Here is a 23179-nt window from a genome sequence, read left to right as displayed (position 1 = left end):
GATGAGTATGTCAAAGCATTGGCTCGCACTAAGCGCCTTGGGCGGCCTGTTGTCGATTTGCTGTCAGGTTGCATTGGGGGACGTCAGTGTGAGCATCAAGGGGGTCGTCCTTATGCCTCCACCTTGCGTCGTCAACGCAGGGGGCACGTTGAATGTGCCTTTTGGAACCGGCCTTCTGACCACCCATATCAACGGCGTCAACTACAGCAAATCAGTGCTTTACACCGTGACATGCGGGCCGCAGCCAACCAATTTCATGAGCCTGAAATTAACCGGAACCGGCGCCGGGTTTGACAGTTCGGCCTTGGGTACCAGCAAAAGCAATCTCGGCATCAGGCTTTTGGTGGGGGGAGTTGCCTGGCCCCTCAATACCACCGTGAATTTCACCTACCCCAACTTGCCTGATGTGAAGGCGGTGCTGGTTAAAAAAACCGGCAGCACCCTCGCGGGCGGGACATTTTCTGCCTCGGCTACATTAGTGGTTGCACTGCGATAAGAGGAAAATATTGATGAGACTCAAGCAACGATTTGCACTTTTTGCAGTGTGCACCCTTGGCTTTGGCGGTAACGCAATGGCCAACCTGACGTTCAGTGGCACCTTGGTAGAACCGCCGCCCTGCACCATAAACAGTGGTGCCACCATTGCTGTCGACTTTGGGGATATAAGTGTAAAGAGTGTTGATGGGGTCAAGAGCCGCAAAGGGTTGAATTACACCATTACTTGCACTGCCAGCACTCTGCCGTGGGGGCTGAACTTGATGGTGACGGGTACGGCAACGAGTTTCGACTCGTCCGCCGTGCAGTCCAGTGTCCCTGATCTTGGCATCAAGGTACTGCGAAATAACTTGCCATTTGTGCTTAACACAAAGCATTCGATTAGCCTGTCAAGTCCACCGGTGCTGGAGGTGGTGCCGGTCAAGAGGTCAGGCTCCACGCTGCCTGAAGGCGATTTTACGGCCACAGCAGTACTGCTGGCTTTTTACGAGTGAGGAGTGCATCCCATGCGAGCCGAGAGCATAAGCAAGCGCTGGCAACCTGTAGTGATCGCGCTGCTGGGTGTGTCCTTGATATGGCCAGATGATGGGGTGGCGGCGAGCAACCTGACGCTCAAGGGGGCATTGGTTGCAGCAGCCTGCAAGATCAAGGCTGGCGACGAGACGTTGGCGATTGATCTTGGGGTGGTCACTAGCGCAGAGCTTTATCGTTATACCCGTACGATCGGCAAGACTTTCCAGATCCACCTTGAAGATTGCGACACAAGTATCAGTAACTCTGTGACGACCACCTTCAGTGGCACCGAGAGCATCAAACTGCCAGGCTTGCTGGCGCTGGGCGGCAGCATTGAAAAAGGAGTGGCGATCGGGTTGGAGACACTCGCGGGCACACCGTTGCCGTTAAATGTGGTCAGTGACAGGCAGGCATTAAGTAATGGCGCCAATGTAATTGCATTTCAGGTGTTTTTAAAGGGGGAGCCACAAGCAATTATCAATAAAACAATAGTGCCCGGGTACTTTGCGGCTGTTTCGACCTTTACGTTGGGCTACCCTTGAAAAAGTAATGCTTTGTAGTGCTGTTTTATATTGAGGAGTGTATGTGAGATATCTGACTGGCCTGCTTTTTTTACTGCTGATGCAAACCGTCAGTGCAACGGAGTGTCGATTGAATGGCGGTGCCTGGGTAGATCCTCAGGTGAAAGGGTTTAATGCTTATGTTGATCTCGTGCCGAACCTTGCCGCCGGAAAGGTTTTTCTGGATGGTTACACGCTTGAATGCAGGCATGGGTTGCCATCGCCTGTTAACCCGTCCGAACAAATATTGACTGATCCCAATGCGGTAGTGCTGTATTCGCAACCCGGTTATTTTCCTGAGGGTGGTTTGGATGTGACGGGTACTTATTATCCGACACCTGTCAGGGCAGGTATTCTTCTCTCCATACAGAGAAATGAGCCTTTGATGAGTGTGCTGGGGCGGCCCTATCTCAACATTGTAAGAGCACCAGGCCAATACATTAAGATCTCGTCAGGGGCGCTTATCGCTACCGTTAATTTAAGGGTGCGTACTTACGTTGGCTCATCGTTAGTCAAGCACTTCTCGACGTTTTTGAATGTGTATGCGAGCAATTCGCTCAACTTAAACCCGTCAACCTGCACGATCAATAATAATGCGCCCATTGATGTGGACTTCGGTTCGGTGGACTCCCTTGCGGTCGGAGAAAGTCCAACTTCTGCGCCCAACAGCAAAACGTTCGTGCTCAGATATTCTTGCCCTGATGCGGGTATTTCTTCACCCATCGATATTACGTTGAAGGGCGCGACCTCTTCGTTCAACTCAAGTGGCCTTGCCATGAGTAACCCCGATCTCTCTACTGTCGTGTATCGCACCAGTACGTTTGTGGTAGTACCTCCTGGAGGTTCGTTTAGAGGGGCTATCACCAATAGCTCGGGAAGGGACAGTGTTACCTTTGCACTTATCCGCAAACCCGGCAGCTTGCCTGCCGCAGGGCCATTTACAGGCAGTGCCACGCTGGTCATGAGCGTGCCCTGATGCTGACTGACCCCGCCCAGGTGTTGTTTGGGCGGTCAATGATCAAAGTTGGAAGGTTTCTTGCACAGGCAGGCTCTACGGCGCACATGGCGTCAAAAGTTTGCTAAAGGTTTGTCGCAATGTCATTGGATCGCTCTCAGTTAATCAACACCGCACGCAGCGGTCTGGCCGGTTTGGGTCGGGGGCAGTTGGGTGTGCCGCTGTTGCTGTTGGTGATGCTGGCAATGATGATGTTGCCCATTCCGGCCTTCCTGCTGGATGTGTTTTTTACCTTTAACATTGCGCTGTCGATTGTGGTGTTGCTGGTGTGCGTCTACGCCCTGAGGCCGCTGGACTTTGCGGTGTTCCCCACCATTTTGCTGGTCGCCACCCTGATGCGCCTGGCGTTGAACGTGGCTTCGACCCGGGTGGTGATGCTCCACGGTCAAGAAGGGCACGGGGCGGCCGGCAAGGTGATTCAGGCCTTCGGCGAGGTGGTGATCGGCGGCAACTACGTGGTCGGTATCGTGGTGTTCGCGATTTTGATGATCATCAACTTCGTGGTTGTGACCAAAGGTGCCGGTCGTATTTCCGAGGTCAGCGCACGTTTCACCCTCGACGCCATGCCCGGTAAACAAATGGCTATCGACGCCGACCTCAACGCCGGCCTGATCGACCAGAACCAGGCCAAGATGCGCCGCCAGGAAGTCGCCCAGGAAGCCGAGTTCTACGGCTCGATGGACGGTGCCAGCAAGTTCGTGCGCGGTGACGCCATCGCCGGTCTGTTGATTCTGTTTATCAACCTGATCGGTGGCATGGCAGTGGGTATCTTTCAGCACGGCATGACGTTCAGCGAAGCCGGCAAGGTCTACGCCTTGCTGACCATCGGTGACGGTTTGGTGGCGCAGTTGCCATCACTGCTGCTGTCCACCGCTGCCGCGATCATGGTGACCCGTGCTTCGGGCTCCGAAGACATGGGCAAGCAGATCAATCGCCAGATGTTCGCCTCGCCCAAGGCGCTGGCGGTAGCCGCGGGGTTGATGGCCGTAATGGGGATTGTGCCGGGCATGCCTCACTTCTCCTTCCTGAGCATGGCTGCAGTGGCAGGGGGTGTGGCGTACCTGATGTGGAAAAAACACAACGTGGTCAAGGTCCAGGCCCTGCAAGAAGTGCAGCGCCAACAGGAGCTGCTGCCGTCCCCGGCCCGCGCCCAAGAGACCAAAGAGCTTGGCTGGGATGACGTTACCCCCATCGACATGATCGGGCTGGAGGTCGGTTACCGGCTGATCCCGCTGGTGGACCGCAACCAGGGCGGCCAATTGCTGGCGCGGATCAAGGGTGTGCGTAAAAAACTGTCCCAGGACTTGGGCTTTCTGATGCCAACCGTGCATATCCGCGACAACCTCGACCTGGCTCCCAGCGCCTATCGCCTGACCTTGATGGGCGTGATTCTGGCCGAGGCCGAGATCTACCCGGATCGCGAAATGGCAATCAACCCCGGGCAAGTGTTCGGCACGCTGAACGGCATCACCACCAAAGACCCGGCCTTTGGTCTGGAAGCGGTGTGGATTGAGGTCAGCCAGCGCAGCCAGGCGCAATCGCTGGGCTATACCGTAGTGGACGCCAGCACCGTGGTAGCGACCCACTTGAACCAGATTTTGTACAAGCACTCCCATGAACTGATCGGCCATGAAGAAGTTCAGCAGTTGATGCAGTTGCTGGCCAAGTCCTCGCCCAAGTTGGCCGAGGAGTTGGTGCCGGGCGTGTTGAGCCTGTCGCAGTTGCTCAAGGTGTTGCAGGCCCTGCTGGCCGAGCAGGTGCCGGTGCGTGATATCCGCAGCATTGCCGAAGCTGTCGCGAACAATGCCCATAAGAGTCAAGATACTGCCGCTTTGGTTGCCGCTGTACGCGTCGGGCTGTCCCGCGCCATTGTGCAAAGCATTGTAGGCGTTGAGTCTGAGCTGCCTGTGATCACCTTGGAGCCAAGGTTGGAACAAATATTGCTCAATAGTTTGCAGAAGGCCGGACAAGGCCAGGAAGAGGGCGTTTTGCTGGAGCCAAGCATGGCAGAGAAGCTCCAGCGCTCGTTGATCGACGCTGCTCAGCGTCAGGAGATGCAAGGCAACCCGGTTATCTTGTTGGTGGCAGGCCCGGTACGCGCGATGCTGTCGCGTTTTGGCCGTTTGGCGGTGCCCAACCTGCATGTACTGGCGTACCAGGAAATCCCTGACAACAAGCAGGTCACGATCGTTGCGACAGTAGGCCCTAACGGCTGAGGGTTTGGTTTATGCAAGTGAAGCGATTTTTCGCCGCCGATATGCGTCAGGCCATGAAGCTGATTCGTGATGAACTGGGGGCTGACGCCGCCATTATTGGCAACCGCCGGATTGCCGGGGGCGTTGAGTTGACCGCGGCCCTGGATTACAAGCTGTCCGCGCTGGCACCTCGTGTGCCGAACATTGAGCTTGAAGAAGAACTGCGCAAGACCCAGTCGCGGATCGTCTCGGCCCAGGCCGAGCTGAGCCTGCGCGGGGAAGGCGAGGCGGGTGATAACCGTCAGTTGTTTGCCGGTTTGCCGCTGACCGCTGCCGAGCCGTTGATCGAGCCGACGCTGGAAGAACCACCGCGCCCTGCGCCGGTGGTCGCGCCGTCGATTGATCAGCGCGCTTTTGACAATATGCGCTCTGAACTCAATGGCCTGCGCGAGTTGCTTGAAGTTCAACTAGGCTCGCTGGCCTGGAGTCAGTTGCAGGATGCCAAGCCGGCGCAGGCCAATCTGTGGCGCCGCTTGCAGCGTATTGGTCTGTCCGGCCCGCTGTCGCGCGATTTGCTGGCGCAAGTGGCGGGTATTGAAGAGCCGCGCCAGGCCTGGCGGATGTTGCTGGCGCACCTGGCGCGGATGATTGCCACGCCTGAGCTGGAGCCGCTGGAAGAGGGTGGCGTGATCGCGATGGTCGGGCCTGCGGGGATGGGTAAAACCACCACGCTGGCCAAGCTGGCGGCGCGTTATGTGCTCAAGTACGGTGCGCAGAATATCGCGTTGGTGAGCATGGACAGCTTTCGCATTGGTGCCCAGGAGCAACTCAAAACCCTGGGCCGGATTCTCAATGTGCCGGTGACCCACGTGGCCCCGGGCCAGTCGTTGGGCCAGACCCTCGAACCGCTGGTGCGCAAGCGTGTGGTGCTGGTGGATACCGCCGGCCTGCAAGCCAGCGACCCGGCGTTGCGCCTGCAGCTTGAAAGCCTGGCCGGGCGCGGGATCAAGGCGCGCAATTATCTGGTATTGGCCACCACCAGTCAGAAACAGGTTCTGACGGCGGCCTACCTCAGTTACAAGCGTTGCGGGCTGGCCGGTTGCATCCTGACCAAGCTGGATGAAACGGCGAGCCTGGGGGAGGTATTGAGCCTGGCGATCAGTAACGCGTTGCCGGTGGCTTACCTGACGGACGGCCCGCGTATCCCGGACGATCTCCACCTGCCGCGGCGCCACCAGTTGGTGAGCCGTGCAGTGAGTGTGCAAATGCAGGAAGAACCCAGCGAAGAAGCCATGGCCGATATGTTCGCTGATATCTATCACAGCCCTCCCAAGCGGGTTGGCTGAGGTAGTCACGATTACGTTGCAATGTACCTACATCAGATGGTCTGAAGATTTTGTTCCGGTGGGGAACGCGCAGCCAACGTATGTAGCCGCGTCTAAGTAAGACAAGGTAAAGAAAGATCATGGGCAGCATGCATCCCGTACAGGTGATCGCAGTGACCGGCGGCAAGGGTGGCGTCGGTAAAACTAACGTTTCAGTCAACTTGTCTATCGCATTGGCCGAGTTGGGCAGGCGCGTCTTGTTGATGGACGCGGATCTCGGGTTGGCGAATGTAGACGTCCTGCTGGGCCTGACCCCGAAATTCACCCTGGCCGATGTGGTCGAGGGGCGTTGCGAGCTGCGCGACGTATTGCTCCAGGGCCCAGGCGGGATTCGTATCGTGCCGGCGGCCTCGGGCACCCAGAGCATGGTGCACCTGAGCCCGGCGCAACATGCCGGCTTGATTCAGGCGTTCAGCGACCTGGGCGATAACCTGGACGTGCTGGTGATCGACACCGCCGCCGGGATCGGCGAGTCAGTGGTCAGCTTTGTGCGCGCCGCCCAGGAAGTGCTGCTGGTGGTGTGCGACGAACCGACCTCGATCACCGATGCCTACGCGCTGATCAAGCTGCTGAACCGCGATTACGGGATGAACCGTTTTCGCGTGCTCGCCAACATGGCCCAAAGCCCGCAGGAAGGTCGCAACTTGTTCGCCAAGCTGACCAAGGTCACCGACCGTTTTCTGGACGTGGCCCTGCAGTACGTGGGCGCCGTCCCCTACGACGAATGCGTACGCAAGGCTGTACAGAAGCAGCGCGCCGTCTATGAAGCGTTCCCGCGCTCCAAATGCTCGCTGGCCTTCAAGGCCATCGCCCAGAAGGTGGACACCTGGCCACTGCCTGCAAACCCCCGGGGGCACCTGGAGTTCTTTGTCGAGCGTCTGGTGCAGCAAGCAGGGGGGCGCTTTTAATGACAGCCAGTGGCTATCGCATGTACAGCAAGGCATCGCGTGACAGCCAGTACGAGCTGATCGAGCGTTATGCCCCCTTGGTCAAACGCATTGCGTATCACCTGCTGGCGCGTTTGCCGGCCAGTGTGCAGGTGGATGACTTGATCCAGGCCGGGATGATCGGCCTGCTCGAAGTGTCGGGCAAATACGACGCGAGTAAGGGGGCGAGTTTCGAGACCTATGCCGGCATTCGTATCCGTGGCGCGATGCTTGATGAGGTGCGTAAGGGCGACTGGGCTCCGCGTTCGGTTCACCGCAATACACGCATGGTCAGCGATGCAATTCGGGTAATTGAAGCAAAAACCGGTAGTGACGCTAAAGATCACGAAGTTGCGGCCGAACTCCAGTTAAGCCTTGATGATTATTACGCCATTTTGAATGACACCCTGGGCAGCCGCCTGTTCAGTTTTGACGATCTGTTGCAGGACGGCGAACACGAAGGGCTGCATGAGGATGGCGCAAGTGCTCACCCGGAGCCTTCGCGGGACCTGGAAGACGAACGCTTCCAGGCCGCCCTGGCCGATGCGATTGCGCACCTGCCCGAGCGTGAGCGGCTGGTGTTGGCGCTGTACTACGACGAGGAGCTGAACCTCAAGGAAATCGGTGAAGTGCTGGGGGTCAGTGAATCCCGGGTCAGCCAGCTGCACAGCCAGTGCGCCGCACGATTGCGCGCACGCCTGAGTCAGTGGCGAGCGCACTAACCACCTTCTGTAGCCGCCGGCGCCGGCTGCGATAAGGGCCGCATAACCTTCGTTGCCTGTTCAAAGGCGGGGTTTCTGCGCAACCCGTCGCAGCCTTCGGCAGCGGCTACAGGGTTCGCGGTTTTGAATATTTACCGAACTTGATTGAATGGCGTGCTCAGGTGCTGGGCGCGTTTAAGACTGCTTGGAGGTCGAATTGGACAAGAACATGAAAATCCTCATCGTTGATGATTTTTCAACGATGCGGCGGATCATTAAAAACCTGTTGCGTGACCTTGGTTTCACCAACACGGTCGAGGCGGATGACGGCACTACGGCGCTGCCGATCCTCAATCTGGGGCATATCGACTTTTTGGTGACTGACTGGAACATGCCGGGCATGACCGGTATCGAGCTGTTGCGTCACGTGCGTGCAGACGAAAAACTCAAGCATTTGCCGGTACTGATGGTGACGGCTGAAGCCAAGCGCGAGCAGATTATCGAAGCGGCCCAGGCCGGTGTTAACGGTTATGTGGTCAAGCCGTTCACCGCTATTGCACTCAAAGACAAAATCGAAAAGATCTTTGATCGCATCGGTTGATCGGTTGCCTTGGGGGCGCTATGGAGCATCAAGAAGCTACGCAGGGCGATTTTGAATCGACCCTGAAAAAACATGCTCACGAATTGGTCGAAAGCCTTGAAAGAGGCCAGTTTGGCGATGCAGTGCAGCTGATTCACGAACTCAACCAGACCCGTGATCGCGGGTTGTACCGCGAAGTCGGCAAGCTGACCCGTGAACTGCACAGTGCGATTGTCAATTTCCATATTGACCCGAGCATGCCGCAAGCAGAAGAAGTGTCGCAGATCACGGATGCCACCGAACGTTTGGCCTATGTTGTGAAGCTGACGGAAGCCGCCGCCAACCGCACCATGGACCTGGTGGAGCACAGCACGCCGCTGGTCAACGGAATGGCTCAGGAAGCCAAAGCCCTGAGCACGGACTGGGGGCGCTTCATGCGTCGTGAAGTCGGTGCCGAGGAATTTCGCGAGCTGGCGCGTCGAGTCGACAGTTTTTTGACGCGTAGCGAAACGCAGAACAACACCGTGTCTGCAAACCTCACTGACATCTTGCTGGCCCAGGATTACCAGGACCTCACCGGTCAGGTGATCAAGCGGGTAACGCAATTGGTGACCGAAGTCGAAAGCAATCTGCTCAAGTTGGTGTTGATGGCCAGCCAGGTGGATCGCTTTGCAGGGATCGAACACGACCGTGATGCGATGCGTGCCGAAAATAAATCGCAAAAAAGCCAGACCAAGGGTGAAGGTCCGCAGATTCATGCCGATACACGTAATGACGTCGTATCCGGTCAGGATGATGTAGACGATTTGCTGTCCAGTTTAGGTTTTTAGGACTTCATGGACGTGCGGGCGCTGTTGCCTGGCGTCGAAGCCCTATTTCAAGGAGCACGTACATGAGCTTCGGCGCCGATGAAGAAATCCTTCAGGATTTCCTGGTTGAAGCCGGCGAGATTCTAGAGCTGCTGTCCGAACAGCTGGTCGAGCTGGAAAGCCGACCGGATGATGCGGATCTGCTCAATGCAATTTTTCGCGGTTTTCACACTGTAAAAGGGGGCGCCGGCTTCCTGCAGCTCCATGAGTTGGTGGAGTGCTGTCACATCGCCGAAAACGTCTTCGACATCCTGCGCAAGGGTGAACGCGGCGTCGACGCGGAGCTGATGGATGTGGTGCTTGAGGCCCTCGATGCGGTCAACGGCATGTTCAGCGAAGTGCGCGAGCGCTGCCCGATCACGGCGGCAACGCCTGAGCTGCTGGCGGCGCTGGCACGCCTGGCGGAGCCTGCCTCTGCCCAAGTGGCCGTTGCGCCTGTGCCAGTGGCAGCAGCCCCGGTAACCGATATCACCGACAGCGAGTTCGAACAGTTGCTCGACTCGCTCGATGCGGTCAAGGCGGCTGCGGCCGAGCCTGATCCGGTGACACCGGGGGAGGTTACGGCCAGCGACGAAATCAGCGATGCCGAGTTTGAGTTGCTGCTCGACCAGTTGCACGGCAAGGGCCAGTTTTCGGCGGATGCTGCGGTGGTTGCCGCCACGCCCGAAAAGGAGCCCGCTGTACCGGCCGAGGTCAGTAACGACATCACCGACGACGAATTCGAAGCCTTGCTTGACCAGTTGCATGGCAAGGGCTCTTTCAATGCTGGCGCGCTGGAAGCAGCGGCGCCTGTTGAACCCCAGGCCACGGCCGCTGAAGCTGTCGGTGATCCCGCGCTGATCAGCGACCACGAATTTGAAGCCCTGCTCGATGAGCTGCATGGCAAGGGCAAGTTCAGTGCCGACAGTGCAGCGGTAGTGGCTGCACCGGCTCCGGCTCCGGCAGCGGCCAAACCGGCTGCGGTGCGTGCGGCTGCGCCCCGGGCCGCTTCTGCTCCTTCGGAAAAGCCGGTCGCCTCCGAGGCTGAAACCACTGTGCGGGTAGACACCGCCCGGCTTGACGACATCATGAACATGGTCGGCGAGCTGGTGCTGGTGCGTAACCGTCTGGTGCGCCTGGGCCTGAACAGTCATGACGAAGATATGGCCAAGGCCCTGTCCAACCTCGACGTGGTCACCGCCGACCTGCAAACCGCGGTGATGAAGACCCGCATGCAGCCGATCAAAAAAGTATTCGGGCGCTTCCCGCGTCTGGTACGGGATCTGGCGCGTCAGCTGAAAAAAGAAATCAGCCTGGAGCTGGTGGGCGAAGAGACCGACCTGGATAAAAACCTCGTCGAGGCCCTGGCCGATCCGCTTGTCCACTTGGTGCGCAACGCCGTCGACCACGGGTGCGAAACTCCGGAAGAACGCGCCGCCGCCGGCAAGCCGAGCTGTGGCCGGGTGATCTTGTCCGCCGAGCAGGAAGGCGATCACATCCTGCTGTCCATCTCTGATGACGGCAAAGGCATGGACGCCAATTTCCTGCGTTCCCTCGCCGTGAAAAAAGGCTTGATGGACAAGGACGCCGCCGACCGCCTGAGCGAGAACGATTGCTACAACCTGATCTTTGCGCCGGGGTTCTCGACCAAAACCGAGATCAGCGATGTGTCCGGGCGTGGCGTGGGCATGGACGTGGTGAAAACCAAGATCGCCCAGCTCAACGGCTCACTGAGCATTGAGTCGGTCCTGGGGCGCGGCTCGAAAATCGTCATCAAAGTGCCGCTGACCCTGGCCATCATGCCGACCCTGATGGTGATGCTGGGCAATCAGGCGTTTGCGTTCCCGCTGGTCAACGTCAACGAGATTTTCCACCTCGACCTGTCGCGCACCAATGTGGTCGACGGCCAGGAAGTGGTGATTGTGCGCGACAAGGCACTGCCTCTGTTCTACCTCAAGCGCTGGCTGGTGGCTTCTGCCGCCCACGAAGAGCAGCGCGAAGGGCATGTGGTGATTCTATCGGTGGGTACCCAGCGTATCGGCTTTGTGGTCGATCAGTTGGTCGGTCAGGAAGAGGTGGTGATCAAGCCGTTGGGGAAAATGCTCCAGGGCACGCCAGGCATGTCGGGCGCCACCATTACCGGTGACGGCCGTATTGCCTTGATCCTGGACGTTCCGAGCATGCTCAAGCATTACGCATCACGGCGTATTTGATTCTGGTGAGTCGGGGCGTTTGCGCCCCGCACTGCCTAACGGAGTGTTTATGGTAGTCAAGGTCCTGGTGGTGGATGATTCCGGTTTTTTCCGCCGCCGCGTCTCGGAAATTCTGTCGGCCGACCCGACGATTAAAGTGATCGGCACGGCCACCAATGGCAAAGAGGCGATCGATCAGGCGCTGGCGCTCAAGCCGGACGTGATCACCATGGATTACGAGATGCCGTTGATGGATGGCATCACGGCCGTGCGCCATATCATGCAGCGCTGCCCGACCCCGGTATTGATGTTTTCCTCGCTGACCCACGAAGGGGCCCGCGTCACTCTCGATGCGCTGGATGCCGGGGCGGTGGACTTCCTGCCGAAAAATTTCGAAGACATCTCCCGCAACCCCGAGAAGGTCAAGCAGATGCTGTGTGAGAAGGTTCACAGCATTTCGCGCAGTAACCGTCGCTTGTCCAGCTACAGCGCGCCGGCACCTGTTGTGCCTACCCCGGCGCCCGCGCCGCGGCCTGCGCTCGGCGGCTTTGCGCCCTGCGCACCGGCAGTCTCGCCGCCCCCGGTGCGCACCACGCCCATTGCCAGCCGTGGCGCACCTGCGCCGACGTCAGCCTCTGCCGCGCCCAAACGCAAGGCTTACAGGTTGGTGGCAATCGGCACCTCGACCGGCGGCCCGGTAGCTTTGCAGCGGGTATTGACCCAGTTGCCGGGCAACTTTCCGGCACCGATCGTGCTGGTGCAGCACATGCCCGCTGCGTTCACCAAGGCATTTGCCGAGCGCCTGGACAAGCTGTGCCGGATCAGCGTCAAGGAAGCCGAAGACGGCGATATCCTGCGTCCCGGTCTGGCTTTGCTCGCACCGGGCGGTAAGCAAATGATGATTGATGGCCGTGGTGCGGTACGCATCCTGCCGGGTGATGAGCGTTTGAACTACAAGCCGTGTGTGGATATCACCTTCGGTTCTGCGGCCAAGTCCTTTGGTGACAAAGTTTTGGCGGTGGTCCTGACCGGCATGGGCGCGGACGGCCGTGAAGGCGCGCGCCTGCTCAAGCAGGGCGGCAGCCAGGTCTGGGCGCAGGACGAAGCCAGTTGCGTGATTTACGGCATGCCCATGGCCATCGTCAAAGCCAACCTGGCCGATGCGGTGTACAGCCTTGATGACATCGGCAAACACCTTGTGGAGGCCTGCCACTGATGGACGTGCTCAGCCTGATTGGCATCATCATGGCGTTTGTCGCGATTATCGGCGGCAACTACCTGGAGGGCGGCCATCTGGGCGCCCTGGCCAATGGCCCGGCGGCGTTGATCGTGCTGGGCGGCACCGTGGGGGCTGCGTTGTTGCAGTCGCCCATGAGTGCATTCAAGCGGGCGATGCACACCGTGGTCTGGATTCTGTTCCCGCCACGTATCGACATGGCGGGCGGCATTGACCGTGTCGTCAACTGGAGCCTGACGGCGCGCAAGGAAGGCTTGCTGGGCCTGGAAGGGGTGGCCGACACCGAGCCCGACAATTATTCGCGCAAGGGCCTGCAATTGCTGGTCGACGGGGTTGAACCGGAGGCCATTCGCAGCGTGCTGGAAGTCGATTACATGACCCAGGAAAGCCGCGATATCGAAGCCGCCAAGGTGTTTGAAAGCATGGGCGGCTATGCGCCGACCATCGGTATTATCGGTGCGGTCATGGGCCTGATCCATGTGATGGGCAACCTGGCCGACCCGGGGCAGCTGGGCAGCGGCATTGCCGTGGCGTTTGTGGCGACCATTTACGGGGTGGCCAGTGCCAACCTGGTGTTGCTGCCCATTGCCAGCAAACTCAAGGCGATTGCCATGCGCCAGTCGCTGTACCGCGAGATGTTGCTCGAAGGCATTCTGTCGATTGCCGAAGGCGAAAATCCGCGTTCCATCGAACTCAAGCTTCAGGGCTTTACGGGTTAATTATGAGCCGGCGCCGTCGTCCCGCTGATGAGCACGTCAATCACGAACGTTGGCTGGTGTCCTACGCGGACTTCATTACCCTGCTGTTTGCTTTCTTTGTGGTCATGTACTCGATCTCTTCGATCAACGAAGGCAAGTACAAGGTGATCTCCCAGGCGCTGGTGGGGGTATTCAATGATACCGAGCGCAGCATCAAGCCGGTGCCCATCGGTGAAGAGCGCCCGCTGACAATCCAGCCTGCCGAGCCGTTGATCAAGGACAGTGAGCACACCGATGCCGGCCTTGGGCAAGTGCCCGATGACCCGCTTAAAACCATTGCCGAAGACATCACCAACGCCTTTGGCGACTTGATCGCGTCCCGACAATTGACGGTGCGCGGCAATGAGCTGTGGGTCGAGATCGAACTCAATTCCAGCCTGTTGTTCGGCAGCGGCGACGCGATGCCGAGCAATGCCGCGTTCAACATCATCGACAAGGTGGCGGCGATCCTCAAGCCGTTCGCCAACCCTGTCCATGTCGAAGGTTTTACTGACGACTTGCCGATTCGTACCGCGCAATACCCCACCAACTGGGAGCTGTCGTCGGCGCGTTCGGCGAGCATCGTGCGCATGCTGGCGATGCAGGGCGTTAACCCCGGGCGTATGGCGTCGGTGGGCTACGGCGAGTTTCAGCCGGTGGCCAATAACGCTACGCCAGAGGGGCGCGCGCTCAATCGTCGGGTGGTGCTGGTGGTGTCGCGCAACCTGGAGGTGCGACGCAGCCTGACCGGTACGGGAACCGCCAATGCAACACCCGATGCCGCCCTGAAGCGGGCTGGCACACAAACTGCACCGCCACAGGCACAGCCACTGGTTCGTGGGGATGCCGTCAATTCCCCGTCACCAACCCTATAGTCTCGGCCGGCACGCATGCAGCCGGGAGGAACAACTGAATGAGAGTCTGGGCAGTAGCCAATCAAAAAGGTGGGGTCGGCAAGACCACCACATCCATCGCTCTGGCCGGTTTGCTGGCAGAGGCGGGCAAGCGCGTGGTGATCGTCGATCTTGACCCGCACGGCTCCATGACCAGTTACTTCGGGTATGACCCTGATGGTCTGGAACACAGCGTTTACGACCTGTTTCTGCATCAGGGCCAGGTGCCGGAAGGTCTGGCTGCGCAATTGCTGTTGCCCACCTGCCACGAAAAGATTGCCTTGCTGCCGGCGACCACCGCCCTGGCGACCCTGGAGCGTCAGGCCCCGGGGCAAAGCGGCCTGGGCCTGGTGATTGCACGCAGTCTGGCGCAACTGTGGCAGGACTACGACTACGCAATCATCGACAGCCCGCCGATTCTGGGCGTGCTTATGGTCAACGCATTGGCGGCCAGCCAGCAGTTGGTTATTCCGGTGCAAACCGAGCATCTGGCGCTCAAGGGCCTGGAGCGCATGGTTCACACCTTGCGCATGATCAACCGCTCCCGTGCGCAAGCGCTGCCGTTCTGCATTGTTCCGACCTTGTTCGACCGTCGTACCCAGGCTTCGATGAGCACCTTGCGGGTGTTGCGCGACGTGTATCCCGACACCCTGTGGCAGGGGTTTATCCCGGTCGATACCCGTTTGCGCGATGCCAGCCGCGCAGGCCAGACACCTTCGCAGTTCGATGATAAAACCCGGGGCGTCATCGCTTATCGCGCGTTGCTCAAGCACGTACTGACCCGTCAGCTTGCACCGCAGGTGGCTTGAGGTGGGCGGGTATTCAAGTATCGGCCGCGTGTGGCCGATAACGTCTACAGGTCTCTGTCGAGAGGCTGTTGAGTGGGGCACTTTATGACGCAGCCGGTAGCACTTTCCAACCGATCGCAAGTGGCGTTGCAGTCGTATCTCGACGACTTGCTGTTCGATGCAACGCAAGCGCTGGAGTTGGCTGAGCCCGCACCGCCTGAGCTGGAACAGCCCGCCACTGATGAAGCGCCGCTGGCGATGCCGGTGGAGCTGGCGCAAGTGGGTGTGCCTGCGCAGGCGCTGGCCCATCCGCTGGTGGAAGTTCATCGGCCGAGTGCGCCGGGGGCTCATCTTCCAGTCCCGGATGATGGCCGCCCGGCGTGGGCCGCCGAGCCTTTCGAGTGCCTGTTGTTCGATGTGGCCGGGCTGACCTTGGCGGTGCCTTTGGTGTGCCTGGGTTCGATCTATTCACTGGCCGGGCGCGAGTTGATCCCGCTGTTCGGTCAGCCCGACTGGTTTCTCGGGATGCTGCCGAGCCAGGGCGGCAAGCTCAACGTGCTGGATACGGCGCGTTGGGTGATGCCCGAGCGCTATCGCGATGATTTTCGCGAAGGCCTGCAATACGTCATTTCAGTGCAGGGCTACGAATGGGGGCTGGCAGTGCATCAGGTCAGCCGTTCGTTGCGCCTGCACCCGAACGAAATCAAGTGGCGCTCCCAGCGTGGGCAGCGACCGTGGCTGGCAGGCACCGTGATCGAACATATGTGTGCATTGCTGGACGTGGCGCAGTTGGCCGAGTTGATCGCCAAGGGCAAGTCATAAAAACACGTGTGGTTGATGCTCACCTGCAAGGTGAGCCGCCAGTTATCAGCATTCAGCGGTATTTCAGTCAGGGGTTTGGGGTATGAAACAGTCAGCGGCACAGGGTTTGGAAGATCCGATCCTGCAATGGGTTACCTTCAAGCTGGACAACGAGACCTACGGCATCAACGTGATGCAGGTGCAGGAAGTGCTGCGTTACACCGAGATTGCCCCGGTCCCGGGTGCGCCGGCGTATGTGCTGGGCATTATCAACCTGCGCGGTAACGTAGTGACGGTCATTGATACGCGCCAGTGCTTTGGCTTGTACAACGCCGAAATCACCGACAATTCGCGCATCGTCATTATCGAAGCGGACAAGCAAGTCGTCGGGATTCTGGTCGACAGCGTGGCCGAGGTGGTTTACCTGCGTCAGTCGGAAATCGAAACGGCGCCCAATGTGGGCAACGACGAATCGGCCAAGTTTATCCAGGGCGTATGCAACAAGAATGGCGAGCTGCTGATTCTGGTTGAGCTGGACAAAATGATGACCGAAGAAGAATGGTCGGATCTGGAGAGCATCTGATTGATCCTTGAGGCGGCGGTAATCGTCCTTGGCCTGTTGTGGGCCGTGACCCTGTGGCTGTTGGTGAGCCACATACGCCGCCAGCGCGTGCTGGCGGCGCAACAGGCCGCGGGCGATGAACAGCGTGACCGGCGCCTCAGGGAACTGGCGCGGCGCCTGGACACCTACCAGAACGGCAATGTGCAAATGGGTGAAGACCTGCATGAGTTGCGCGCCGTGGTAGCACCGCTGCCCGAGAAACTGACCCAGCTCGAACAGCGCGACCCCACCAGTCTGTCGTTCAACCAGGCGGCGCGTCTGGTCAGCATGGGCGCCAGCGTCGATGAACTGACCCAGTCCTGCGGCTTGACCCAGGCCGAGGCCGAGCTGATGAGCAAGATGCACAAGGGCTGAGCCTGGCTCTGCCCTTGGATCAGGCTCCCACAGATCCGGTTACTGCGCCTTCTCCTGCAGCGCCTGCCGCAACGCCTCAACCATTCGTGTCCTTGCCCCGTGTGCATGGCTGATCAGCACAATCCTGCGGTCATAGCGCTCATCACCCACAGGCTCCACGACACAGCTGCTCGTCCAGCGCTCAATCCCCGACCAGCAGGGAACCAGACTGACCCCCAGCCCTTCCGAGGTCAGCAGGGCGATGGTTTCCAGTGCATCCAGATCCAGCAGGGCGGTAAGTGTCAGGCCATGGTCTTGCAGGTACTGGACGGCATGGCGGCCGCCCCAGGCATCTGGGTCATATTGAATATATGGAGAGCTTTGCAAGCGGGCGCCAATGCTGTGGGGTGCGTGCTCATTGGAGATAAACACCAAGGGTTCTTTGCGCAGCAACACGGCATCGAAGCTTCTGGTCAGCGCAAACGGCGGCGCGACCACTATCGCGGCATCCAGCTCGCTGGCTTCCAGCGCCTGATACAGCGAACGCGACGTCCCTGGAACTATCACCGGTTTCAGCTGGGGGGTTGAGCGGGTCAAGCTGCGCAAGGCCTGAGGCAGAAGGCCCGTGAGTACCGTTGAAATAGCACCGATGCGCAAGGGGCCGGTCAAGCCTTGGGTGTCGACGTCACCTGCCAGAAGCGCTACTTCATTGACGATGCATCTGGCCCGGGGCAGCAAGTCCATGCAGGCCAGGCTGGGTTTGGCCTCATGTCCGACCCGCACCAGAAGCTGGAGCCCCAATTGCCGTTCGAGCGCCAGAATACGCTGACTGACGGCTGCAGCCGTCAGGTTTTCCAAGCGTGCTGCCTTGGCGATTGACCCGCACTCCACCACGGCAATCAGGCTTCTGAGATAGCGCGTATCCATAAGAATTTCTTTCTTTGATGGAAAAAATAACAGGTTATCTCTTTTGAATTGGTCACGGCATGATTTCCCGCATGGTCATTTAGCCAAGTCCGGTTTCAGGAGGTTATTTTGCAGTCGCTTTTTCATTTTGCTTACCACGTTCGCGACCTCGCGTCGGCGCGCCGGTTTTACTGCGATGTGCTGGGCTGCGCTGAAGGTCGCAGCACCGAAACGTGGCTGGATATCGATTTTTTCGGTCATCAATTGTCGTTGCACCTGGGTGAGCCGTTTGCCGTCAGCAACACCGGAAAAGTGGGCGATCACTGGGTGCCCATGCCGCATTTCGGGGTGGTGCTGAGCATGCCTGACTGGCTGGCCCTGAAAGAGCGACTGATGGCGCGTGACGTGGATTTTGTGCTGGCCCCGACCCTTCGTTTTGTCGGAACTCCGGGTGAGCAGGCGACGATGTTTTTCCTTGACCCGTCTGGCAATCCCATCGAGATCAAGGGTTTTGCGCAGTGGGCGTCGGTGTATGCCCAGTAACGCAGCTATGAACAGAGGTTGAATACAGCATGAGTTTTCTCGACACAGCGGATGCCCACTCGATTGCCGAACAGGTCCGCACTGCGCGCCTGAGCCCTGGCATAGTGGCCGAGCATTTCCTGGCCCAGACAAGCGCCCGTGAGTCAGCGATCCAGGCATTTGTCGCCCTCGACCCGCAGGTCGTGCGCAAACAGGCGCAGGGGCTGAGCAGCCCCGGGATCAACGGCTTGCTGGCCGGAGTGCCGGTAGGGGTCAAGGACATCATTGATACCCGCGACCACCCCACGGGTTTTTATTCCCCGATCTACGACAACAACTGGCCATCGCGCGATGCCCATGTGGTTGCGCTGCTGCGTCAGGCGGGCGCTGTGATCATGGGCAAAACCCACACCACTGAATTTGCCTATATGCACACCGGGCCGACCCGCAACCCCCTGGACCTGAACCGGACCCCGGGCAGCTCCAGCGCCGGTTCTGCTGCGGGTATGGCAGCGGGGTTTTTCCCCGTTGCATTGGGCACGCAAACCGCCGGTTCGTTGCTCAAGCCTGCGGCCTATTGCGGGTTGTATGCGTTTAAACCGTCTTACGGGCTGGTGTCCCTGGAGGGGATCAAACCCCTGGCGCCGAGCTTTGACACGCTGGGTTGGTATGGGCGCTCGGTCCGTGACCTGGGGTTGGTCGCGCAGGTGCTGATCCCCGGCTTGCCACATGTCACGCGCCCCAGCGGCCCGCGCACGTTTGGTTTTTGCCGCACCGCGAGCTGGGATCAGGTTGATCCTCTTGTGGCTGATGCGTTGCTGGCGGCGGTCGATAGATTAAAAGCCGCAGGGCACAGCGTGACCATGGTGGAGTTGCCGGATGAGTTTGCGCAGGTGTTTGACGACCATCTGTTGATCAATGATTGCGAAGGTGCCCGCTCGCTGTCCAAAGAATGGCAATCCAGCCCCGAGCTACTGAGCCCGTCCGTCGTGGCCATGATCGAGCGGGCCAAGGGCACAACATGGGAGCAGGAGTCTGCGGCCAAGGCGCGCCTGGCGGTACAGGCCCACGTATTGAAAGCCATCTTCGCGCCCTTTGACACCATGTTGAGCGTTACCTGCGGGATGGTGGCGCCGCTGGGTCTGGAAACCACGGGGCCTTCGGACTTCTGCAAGTTCTGGATGGCATTCGGGCTGCCGCAAATCAACATCCCCTTGCCACGACAGCCAGGGGAAATGCCGGTGGGGCTGCAGGTGATTGGTGGGTTTCGCGAGGACAGTGCGCTGCTGGACGCGGCCGGGCAAGTGGATTTGGCGTTGCGGGGTTAGTTACTTGTGTGGGAGCGCGCCTGCTCGCGAAGGCATCACTGCGGTTTGCCGGAAAGATCGCGTCGCCTGCTTCGCGAGCAGGCTCGCTCCCACAAAAAAGGGTGCTATTTAAAATCTGCTTTTTGCCTTTGCTTTTGCTGTAGCCACGGGAATGTTCAAGCAGCGCGAACGCTCATCACGGCTCTCCCGAATCCGGATCAAACCCTGCCGGGAATTTACCTTTGAGCTGCCAGGCAAAGGCAATGATTTCTGCCAGCGTGCGATACAGCTCCTGGGGGATGCTGTCGCCCAACTCCATGCGCGCCAGCAATTTCACCAGTTCGGCATTTTCATAAATCGGTACTTCGTACTCGCGGGCAAGGGCGATGATGGCTTCGGCCAGTTCGTCATCGCCCTTGGCCGTGAGGGTGGGGGCTTGTTTGCCGTCGTATTTGAGGGCTATCGCCTGGCGTGGTGCGGGCTCTGTCTTCATGCGGTTTCATCGACCCAGCGTTGTTCAAGTCGGGCAGGGCCACTGTGTGGCGGGGTGCCCTGGTGGCAGTCGAGATCGGTCACGCTCAGCCCGGCGTCATGCAAACGCTGGCGCAGGTTGCCCAGTTGGCTATCGATCAGGTGTGCGGTGTACGCCCGCTCAGCCCAGAGCTGGCCCGACAGGTTGCCGCGCAGCAGTTGCGCTTGCACGTGCAGCGGGCCGAGCGGCGCAAGGTCGAAGGCCAGTTCTACGCGCCACAGTTGATCCTTTGTCTCCCGTGACTCGGGTTTCTCTTGCGGCTGTTGTTCCGGCGGGTCTTCACGCTGGAACTTGACCTGCAACGGCACGATGTCATGGGCGTTGCGCATCGGGATCTCAAGTTGCCAAGTGGTCAGCGTGCCTCCGTCGGCGGTGCGTCCGCTCTGGTCCAGGCTCGACAGCTGATGGCTCTGCAGGCGCGAAATGGCTGCGGCTGCGAGTTTGAGCAGGTTTTCCAGGCTGTCCTCATGTTCGCCGCCCTGTACTGAGCGCTGGGGCAGGGGGAAACCACCCGGCTGCGGCTTGGCGCCGACCTGCCCGAGCATGCCCAGCGCGTTGCGTACAAAGGTCGGCATGGCCTGGGCCTGGGTGCTGGCAGCCATGCCGGGGTTGAAGGCGGTGCTGGCCGGCACGCCGGGCAGGATCTGCGCAATCAGCCGCAACAAAGTGGCTTTCATGTCCGGGGCCAGGGCCTGGGTTTGACCGCCCAGTAACCGGGCTTCCAGAAAGGCGCCGCTGTTGAGCAGGGCAGCGCTCAAGGCTTTGGGGTTGCTCAGCTGTGAAGGCGTAGGCAAACCCGCCAGCAGTTTGTCGATGGAGGTGCGTAATTCGTCGGGCATGCTGTCGCTGGGCGGGAGTTTTTGCAGAGCGTTGAGCAGCCCCTCCAGCGAGCCTTGACGGCTTTGTTGTGTTGCCAGTTGTTGCGCTATCGCCAGTTGCTCCTGGCGCCCGCTGAGCGGGACAAAGTTCAAGCTTTGCGGGCCTTGCACACGGGCGCTCAGCAAACTGCCGATACGCAAGGGCTGCGGGCTGTCCAGAGTCAGGGTGCTGCCGCTCAAGGCACTGTTGAGCAGTGTCACCAGCGAGCGGTAGATCGCCGGTTGCCCGGCAGCCTGCGGCAAAGCCTGGGTTGTCAGCACTTTGCCTTGCAGCAGCGTGCCCACCGGCAGTTGCTGCGTATCGAGGCGGGTGAGGGTGGCCACGCTGCTGCTCAGCGCCTGTTGCAGGCTGATCGCCAGGTTGCCTGCCGAAGGCTGGGTCACGGCCAGTTGTGTGCCCAATGGCAACGGAAAGTTGCTGCTGGCCTGCACATTGGTTTCTCGCCCGCCGGCCAGGGTCAACTTGAGGAGCAGCTGGAACGCCTGATCGTTTTGCTTGAGCGACAAGACTTCTGCTTGGGCGCTCTGGCCGGGTCGGATAAGGCCTTCAGCAGGTTGCAGCAACTTGAGCACTTCACCGCCCACAAGACCGGAGCGCAGACTGCTGGACGCGGTATGTGGCATGGGTGGAATATTCATGTCGCCTTTCATCGTAACAACCTGTCGAAATTGCCCTCTTTAGCGTAGGACATGGCATGTATAATGCTGCCCCGTCGTTCAGAGGGCATGGAAACATCACAAATGTTTGACCTGGCTCTCTGAAACCGGCCGCAAATGCATTTATTCTGCATCACTTTAACGGCCGCGCCTGAGCCGACTTGAACCGTGAAGGCCTCAATTACGTGACCAGCCCTCTTTTAGAAGCCGTATCGCTCGCGTGTGAGCGTGACTGGCGGATGTTGTTCGAGAACCTCGAATTGCGTCTGGCCAGCGGTGACATGCTGCAAATCAGCGGCCCCAACGGCAGCGGCAAAACCAGCCTGTTGCGATTGTTGGCGGGCCTGATGCAGCCGACGGCGGGGGAAGTACGTCTCAACGGCCAAGCCTTGAGCAGTCAGCGCCATGAACTGACGACTAACCTGCTGTGGATCGGCCATGCCGCCGGGATCAAGGATTTGCTCACCGCCGAAGAAAACCTCAGCTGGCTGTGTGCCTTGCACCGGCCCTCTACCCGCGAAGCGATCTGGTCGGCGCTGGCCGCGGTGGGGTTGAAGGGGTTCGAAGATGTGCCGTGCCACACCCTGTCGGCCGGGCAGCAGCGGCGAGTGGCACTGGCCCGTTTGTATCTGGACAGCCCGCCGCTGTGGATTCTCGACGAGCCCTTTACCGCGCTCGACAAGCAGGGCGTTGCGCAACTCGAAGAGCACCTGGCCGGCCACTGCGAACGCGGCGGCATGGTGGTGCTCACCACTCACCATACGTTGACCCGGATGCCGGCCGGTTACCGCGATATTGACCTGGGGCAGTGGGCTGTATGAGTGTGTTTGGAACGTTGGTGGCGCGCGAGGCGCGTTTGCTGTTTCGCCGGCCGGCCGAGCTGGCCAATCCGTTGGTGTTCTTCGCGATTGTGATCGCGATGTTCCCGCTGGCGGTCGGCCCCGAGACTCAATTGTTGCAAACCTTGTCTCCGGGGCTGCTCTGGGTCGCAGCACTTTTAGCGGTTTTGCTCTCGCTGGACGGGCTTTTTCGCAGTGATTTTGAGGACGGATCGCTGGAGCAGTGGGTCCTTTCGTCGCACCCCCTGCCACTACTGGTCCTGGCCAAAGTGCTGGCACACTGGGCGTTTTCCGGCCTGGCACTGGTGATTCTGTCGCCACTGCTGGCCTTGATGCTTGGGCTGCCGGTAGCCTGCCTGCCGGTGTTGCTGATGTCGTTGCTGCTCGGTACGCCGGTGTTGAGTTTGCTGGGGGCCGTGGGGGCCGCGCTGACCGTGGGCCTCAAGCGTGGCGGCCTGCTCCTGGCGTTGCTGATTCTGCCTTTATATATTCCGGTGCTGATCCTTGGCAGTGGCGCCTTGCAGGCGGCATTACAAGGTATGCCCGCAACCGGTTATCTGCTGTGGCTTGGTAGCCTGACCGCCCTGGCAGTAACCCTTACACCTTTTGCTATAGCCGCCGGGCTGAAAATCAGCGTCGGCGAATAATGAGGTCTGGCCCTGCGGGGCCAGTAAAGACCCTGGCTTTGATAGCGACCCCTGACGGTCGTGTCCAAGC

25 protein-coding genes are annotated in these 23179 nt (G+C 59.6%); 22 read left to right on the top strand and 3 right to left on the bottom strand.

What is annotated here, in order from left to right; all coding sequences use genetic code 11:
* The first annotated feature begins 1 nt into the window (after nucleotide 1).
* The 18 genes from BLW11_RS19695 (at nucleotide 2) to BLW11_RS19610 (ending at nucleotide 16842) form a co-directional block, all read left to right on the top strand.
* Nucleotides 2-496 carry a fimbrial protein gene (locus BLW11_RS19695; protein ID WP_048360770.1) on the top strand — a complete coding sequence of 165 codons (495 nt, stop codon included), beginning with the start codon at nucleotides 2-4 and terminating at the stop codon, nucleotides 494-496.
* A gap of 13 nt (nucleotides 497-509) precedes the next feature.
* Nucleotides 510-989, top strand: coding sequence for a fimbrial protein (locus BLW11_RS19690; RefSeq protein ID WP_048360771.1), 480 nt, complete (start codon nucleotides 510-512; stop codon nucleotides 987-989).
* A gap of 12 nt (nucleotides 990-1001) precedes the next feature.
* On the top strand, nucleotides 1002-1550 hold the full coding sequence (locus BLW11_RS19685) for a fimbrial protein (RefSeq protein ID WP_048360772.1): 549 nt from the start codon (nucleotides 1002-1004) through the stop codon (nucleotides 1548-1550).
* 43 nt (nucleotides 1551-1593) lie between these two features.
* Complete coding sequence (locus BLW11_RS23670; RefSeq protein ID WP_082136264.1) at nucleotides 1594-2544, top strand: fimbrial protein; 951 nt, start codon at nucleotides 1594-1596, stop codon at nucleotides 2542-2544.
* Between the two features lie 125 nt (nucleotides 2545-2669).
* Entirely contained in the window at nucleotides 2670-4799 is a 2130-nt protein-coding gene (gene flhA, locus BLW11_RS19675; RefSeq protein ID WP_048361066.1) for a flagellar biosynthesis protein FlhA, read from the top strand.
* Nucleotides 4800-4810: 11 nt separating this feature from the next.
* Nucleotides 4811-6124: a flagellar biosynthesis GTPase FlhF gene (flhF, locus tag BLW11_RS19670; RefSeq protein ID WP_048360774.1), complete on the top strand. Its 1314-nt coding sequence runs from the start codon at nucleotides 4811-4813 to the stop codon at nucleotides 6122-6124.
* Nucleotides 6125-6243: 119 nt separating this feature from the next.
* A complete protein-coding gene (gene fleN / locus BLW11_RS19665) occupies nucleotides 6244-7071 on the top strand; it encodes a flagellar synthesis regulator FleN (RefSeq protein WP_016781547.1) in 828 nt (275 codons plus the stop codon).
* Nucleotides 7071-7811, top strand: a complete 741-nt coding sequence (gene fliA, locus BLW11_RS19660) for an RNA polymerase sigma factor FliA (RefSeq protein WP_048360775.1) — start codon at nucleotides 7071-7073, stop codon at nucleotides 7809-7811. Before fleN ends, fliA begins: the two co-directional genes overlap by 1 nt.
* Nucleotides 7812-8019: 208 nt before the next feature.
* Nucleotides 8020-8391, top strand: a complete 372-nt coding sequence (locus BLW11_RS19655) for a chemotaxis response regulator CheY (protein ID WP_019411571.1) — start codon at nucleotides 8020-8022, stop codon at nucleotides 8389-8391.
* 20 nt (nucleotides 8392-8411) lie between these two features.
* A complete protein-coding gene (locus tag BLW11_RS19650) occupies nucleotides 8412-9200 on the top strand; it encodes a protein phosphatase CheZ (protein WP_048360776.1) in 789 nt (262 codons plus the stop codon).
* A 62-nt stretch (nucleotides 9201-9262) separates the two neighbouring features.
* Nucleotides 9263-11431 (top strand): chemotaxis protein CheA, encoded by a 2169-nt coding sequence (locus BLW11_RS19645; RefSeq protein WP_048360777.1) that lies wholly within the window; start codon nucleotides 9263-9265, stop codon nucleotides 11429-11431.
* A gap of 49 nt (nucleotides 11432-11480) precedes the next feature.
* The gene (locus BLW11_RS19640; RefSeq protein ID WP_048360778.1) at nucleotides 11481-12626 is read left to right on the top strand and encodes a protein-glutamate methylesterase/protein-glutamine glutaminase; all 1146 of its coding nucleotides are present in this window, start codon (nucleotides 11481-11483) and stop codon (nucleotides 12624-12626) included.
* On the top strand, nucleotides 12626-13366 hold the full coding sequence (locus tag BLW11_RS19635; RefSeq protein WP_048360779.1) for a flagellar motor protein: 741 nt from the start codon (nucleotides 12626-12628) through the stop codon (nucleotides 13364-13366). The genes BLW11_RS19640 and BLW11_RS19635 overlap by 1 nt, the downstream gene beginning before the upstream one ends.
* Nucleotides 13367-13368: 2 nt before the next feature.
* Nucleotides 13369-14259 (top strand): flagellar motor protein MotD, encoded by an 891-nt coding sequence (gene motD, locus BLW11_RS19630; RefSeq protein ID WP_048360780.1) that lies wholly within the window; start codon nucleotides 13369-13371, stop codon nucleotides 14257-14259.
* A 38-nt stretch (nucleotides 14260-14297) separates the two neighbouring features.
* Nucleotides 14298-15086: a ParA family protein gene (locus BLW11_RS19625; RefSeq protein ID WP_048360781.1), complete on the top strand. Its 789-nt coding sequence runs from the start codon at nucleotides 14298-14300 to the stop codon at nucleotides 15084-15086.
* Between the two features lie 84 nt (nucleotides 15087-15170).
* Nucleotides 15171-15887, top strand: a complete 717-nt coding sequence (locus BLW11_RS19620; RefSeq protein ID WP_048360782.1) for a CheW domain-containing protein — start codon at nucleotides 15171-15173, stop codon at nucleotides 15885-15887.
* An 82-nt stretch (nucleotides 15888-15969) separates the two neighbouring features.
* Nucleotides 15970-16449, top strand: a complete 480-nt coding sequence (locus BLW11_RS19615) for a chemotaxis protein CheW (RefSeq protein WP_048360783.1) — start codon at nucleotides 15970-15972, stop codon at nucleotides 16447-16449.
* Entirely contained in the window at nucleotides 16450-16842 is a 393-nt protein-coding gene (locus BLW11_RS19610) for a DUF2802 domain-containing protein (RefSeq protein WP_048360784.1), read from the top strand. It abuts the gene before it with no gap.
* A 39-nt stretch (nucleotides 16843-16881) separates the two neighbouring features.
* Here BLW11_RS19610 and BLW11_RS19605 read toward each other — a convergent pair whose 3' ends face one another.
* Complete coding sequence (locus BLW11_RS19605) at nucleotides 16882-17748, bottom strand: LysR substrate-binding domain-containing protein (protein ID WP_048360785.1); 867 nt, start codon at nucleotides 17746-17748, stop codon at nucleotides 16882-16884.
* A 108-nt stretch (nucleotides 17749-17856) separates the two neighbouring features.
* Between BLW11_RS19605 and BLW11_RS19600 the strand changes: the two genes are divergently transcribed.
* Nucleotides 17857-18270: a VOC family protein gene (locus BLW11_RS19600; protein ID WP_048360786.1), complete on the top strand. Its 414-nt coding sequence runs from the start codon at nucleotides 17857-17859 to the stop codon at nucleotides 18268-18270.
* A 29-nt stretch (nucleotides 18271-18299) separates the two neighbouring features.
* Nucleotides 18300-19577, top strand: coding sequence for an amidase (locus tag BLW11_RS19595; RefSeq protein ID WP_048360787.1), 1278 nt, complete (start codon nucleotides 18300-18302; stop codon nucleotides 19575-19577).
* Between the two features lie 175 nt (nucleotides 19578-19752).
* Here BLW11_RS19595 and BLW11_RS19585 read toward each other — a convergent pair whose 3' ends face one another.
* Nucleotides 19753-20049 (bottom strand): EscU/YscU/HrcU family type III secretion system export apparatus switch protein, encoded by a 297-nt coding sequence (locus tag BLW11_RS19585; RefSeq protein ID WP_048360788.1) that lies wholly within the window; start codon nucleotides 20047-20049, stop codon nucleotides 19753-19755.
* A complete protein-coding gene (fliK, locus tag BLW11_RS19580; RefSeq protein ID WP_048360789.1) occupies nucleotides 20046-21617 on the bottom strand; it encodes a flagellar hook-length control protein FliK in 1572 nt (523 codons plus the stop codon). Before fliK ends, BLW11_RS19585 begins: the two co-directional genes overlap by 4 nt.
* A 245-nt stretch (nucleotides 21618-21862) precedes the next feature.
* On the opposite strand from fliK, the gene ccmA reads away from it, so the two are divergent.
* Complete coding sequence (ccmA, locus tag BLW11_RS19575) at nucleotides 21863-22444, top strand: cytochrome c biogenesis heme-transporting ATPase CcmA (protein ID WP_241486153.1); 582 nt, start codon at nucleotides 21863-21865, stop codon at nucleotides 22442-22444.
* Nucleotides 22441-23109 carry a heme exporter protein CcmB gene (gene ccmB / locus BLW11_RS19570; protein WP_048360790.1) on the top strand — a complete coding sequence of 223 codons (669 nt, stop codon included), beginning with the start codon at nucleotides 22441-22443 and terminating at the stop codon, nucleotides 23107-23109. The genes ccmA and ccmB overlap by 4 nt, the downstream gene beginning before the upstream one ends.
* The last annotated feature ends 70 nt before the right edge of the window (nucleotides 23110-23179 follow it).

The sequence above is a fragment of the Pseudomonas deceptionensis genome (assembly GCF_900106095.1).
GTDB classification, from domain to species: Bacteria; Pseudomonadota; Gammaproteobacteria; order Pseudomonadales; family Pseudomonadaceae; genus Aquipseudomonas; species Aquipseudomonas deceptionensis.
Note: the sequence above shows the minus strand (reverse complement) of the source record. Positions and strands in the feature narration are given on the sequence as shown.

What these genes read in the sequence shown, in the direction of transcription:
- BLW11_RS19695 (WP_048360770.1), top strand. Translation starts at nt 2, where the DNA reads ATGAGTATGTCAAAGCATTGGCTCGCACTAAGCGCCTTGGGCGGCCTG.
- BLW11_RS19690 (WP_048360771.1), top strand. Translation starts at nt 510, where the DNA reads ATGAGACTCAAGCAACGATTTGCACTTTTTGCAGTGTGCACCCTTGGC.
- BLW11_RS19685 (WP_048360772.1), top strand. Translation starts at nt 1,002, where the DNA reads ATGCGAGCCGAGAGCATAAGCAAGCGCTGGCAACCTGTAGTGATCGCG.
- flhF (WP_048360774.1), top strand. Translation starts at nt 4,811, where the DNA reads ATGCAAGTGAAGCGATTTTTCGCCGCCGATATGCGTCAGGCCATGAAG.
- fleN (WP_016781547.1), top strand. Translation starts at nt 6,244, where the DNA reads ATGGGCAGCATGCATCCCGTACAGGTGATCGCAGTGACCGGCGGCAAG.
- fliA (WP_048360775.1), top strand. Translation starts at nt 7,071, where the DNA reads ATGACAGCCAGTGGCTATCGCATGTACAGCAAGGCATCGCGTGACAGC.
- BLW11_RS19655 (WP_019411571.1), top strand. Translation starts at nt 8,020, where the DNA reads ATGAAAATCCTCATCGTTGATGATTTTTCAACGATGCGGCGGATCATT.
- BLW11_RS19650 (WP_048360776.1), top strand. Translation starts at nt 8,412, where the DNA reads ATGGAGCATCAAGAAGCTACGCAGGGCGATTTTGAATCGACCCTGAAA.
- BLW11_RS19645 (WP_048360777.1), top strand. Translation starts at nt 9,263, where the DNA reads ATGAGCTTCGGCGCCGATGAAGAAATCCTTCAGGATTTCCTGGTTGAA.
- BLW11_RS19640 (WP_048360778.1), top strand. Translation starts at nt 11,481, where the DNA reads ATGGTAGTCAAGGTCCTGGTGGTGGATGATTCCGGTTTTTTCCGCCGC.
- BLW11_RS19635 (WP_048360779.1), top strand. Translation starts at nt 12,626, where the DNA reads ATGGACGTGCTCAGCCTGATTGGCATCATCATGGCGTTTGTCGCGATT.
- motD (WP_048360780.1), top strand. Translation starts at nt 13,369, where the DNA reads ATGAGCCGGCGCCGTCGTCCCGCTGATGAGCACGTCAATCACGAACGT.
- BLW11_RS19625 (WP_048360781.1), top strand. Translation starts at nt 14,298, where the DNA reads ATGAGAGTCTGGGCAGTAGCCAATCAAAAAGGTGGGGTCGGCAAGACC.
- BLW11_RS19620 (WP_048360782.1), top strand. Translation starts at nt 15,171, where the DNA reads ATGACGCAGCCGGTAGCACTTTCCAACCGATCGCAAGTGGCGTTGCAG.
- BLW11_RS19615 (WP_048360783.1), top strand. Translation starts at nt 15,970, where the DNA reads ATGAAACAGTCAGCGGCACAGGGTTTGGAAGATCCGATCCTGCAATGG.
- BLW11_RS19605 (WP_048360785.1), bottom strand. Translation starts at nt 17,748, where the DNA reads ATGGATACGCGCTATCTCAGAAGCCTGATTGCCGTGGTGGAGTGCGGG.
- BLW11_RS19595 (WP_048360787.1), top strand. Translation starts at nt 18,300, where the DNA reads ATGAGTTTTCTCGACACAGCGGATGCCCACTCGATTGCCGAACAGGTC.
- BLW11_RS19585 (WP_048360788.1), bottom strand. Translation starts at nt 20,049, where the DNA reads ATGAAGACAGAGCCCGCACCACGCCAGGCGATAGCCCTCAAATACGAC.
- fliK (WP_048360789.1), bottom strand. Translation starts at nt 21,617, where the DNA reads ATGAAAGGCGACATGAATATTCCACCCATGCCACATACCGCGTCCAGC.
- ccmA (WP_241486153.1), top strand. Translation starts at nt 21,863, where the DNA reads ATGTTGTTCGAGAACCTCGAATTGCGTCTGGCCAGCGGTGACATGCTG.
- ccmB (WP_048360790.1), top strand. Translation starts at nt 22,441, where the DNA reads ATGAGTGTGTTTGGAACGTTGGTGGCGCGCGAGGCGCGTTTGCTGTTT.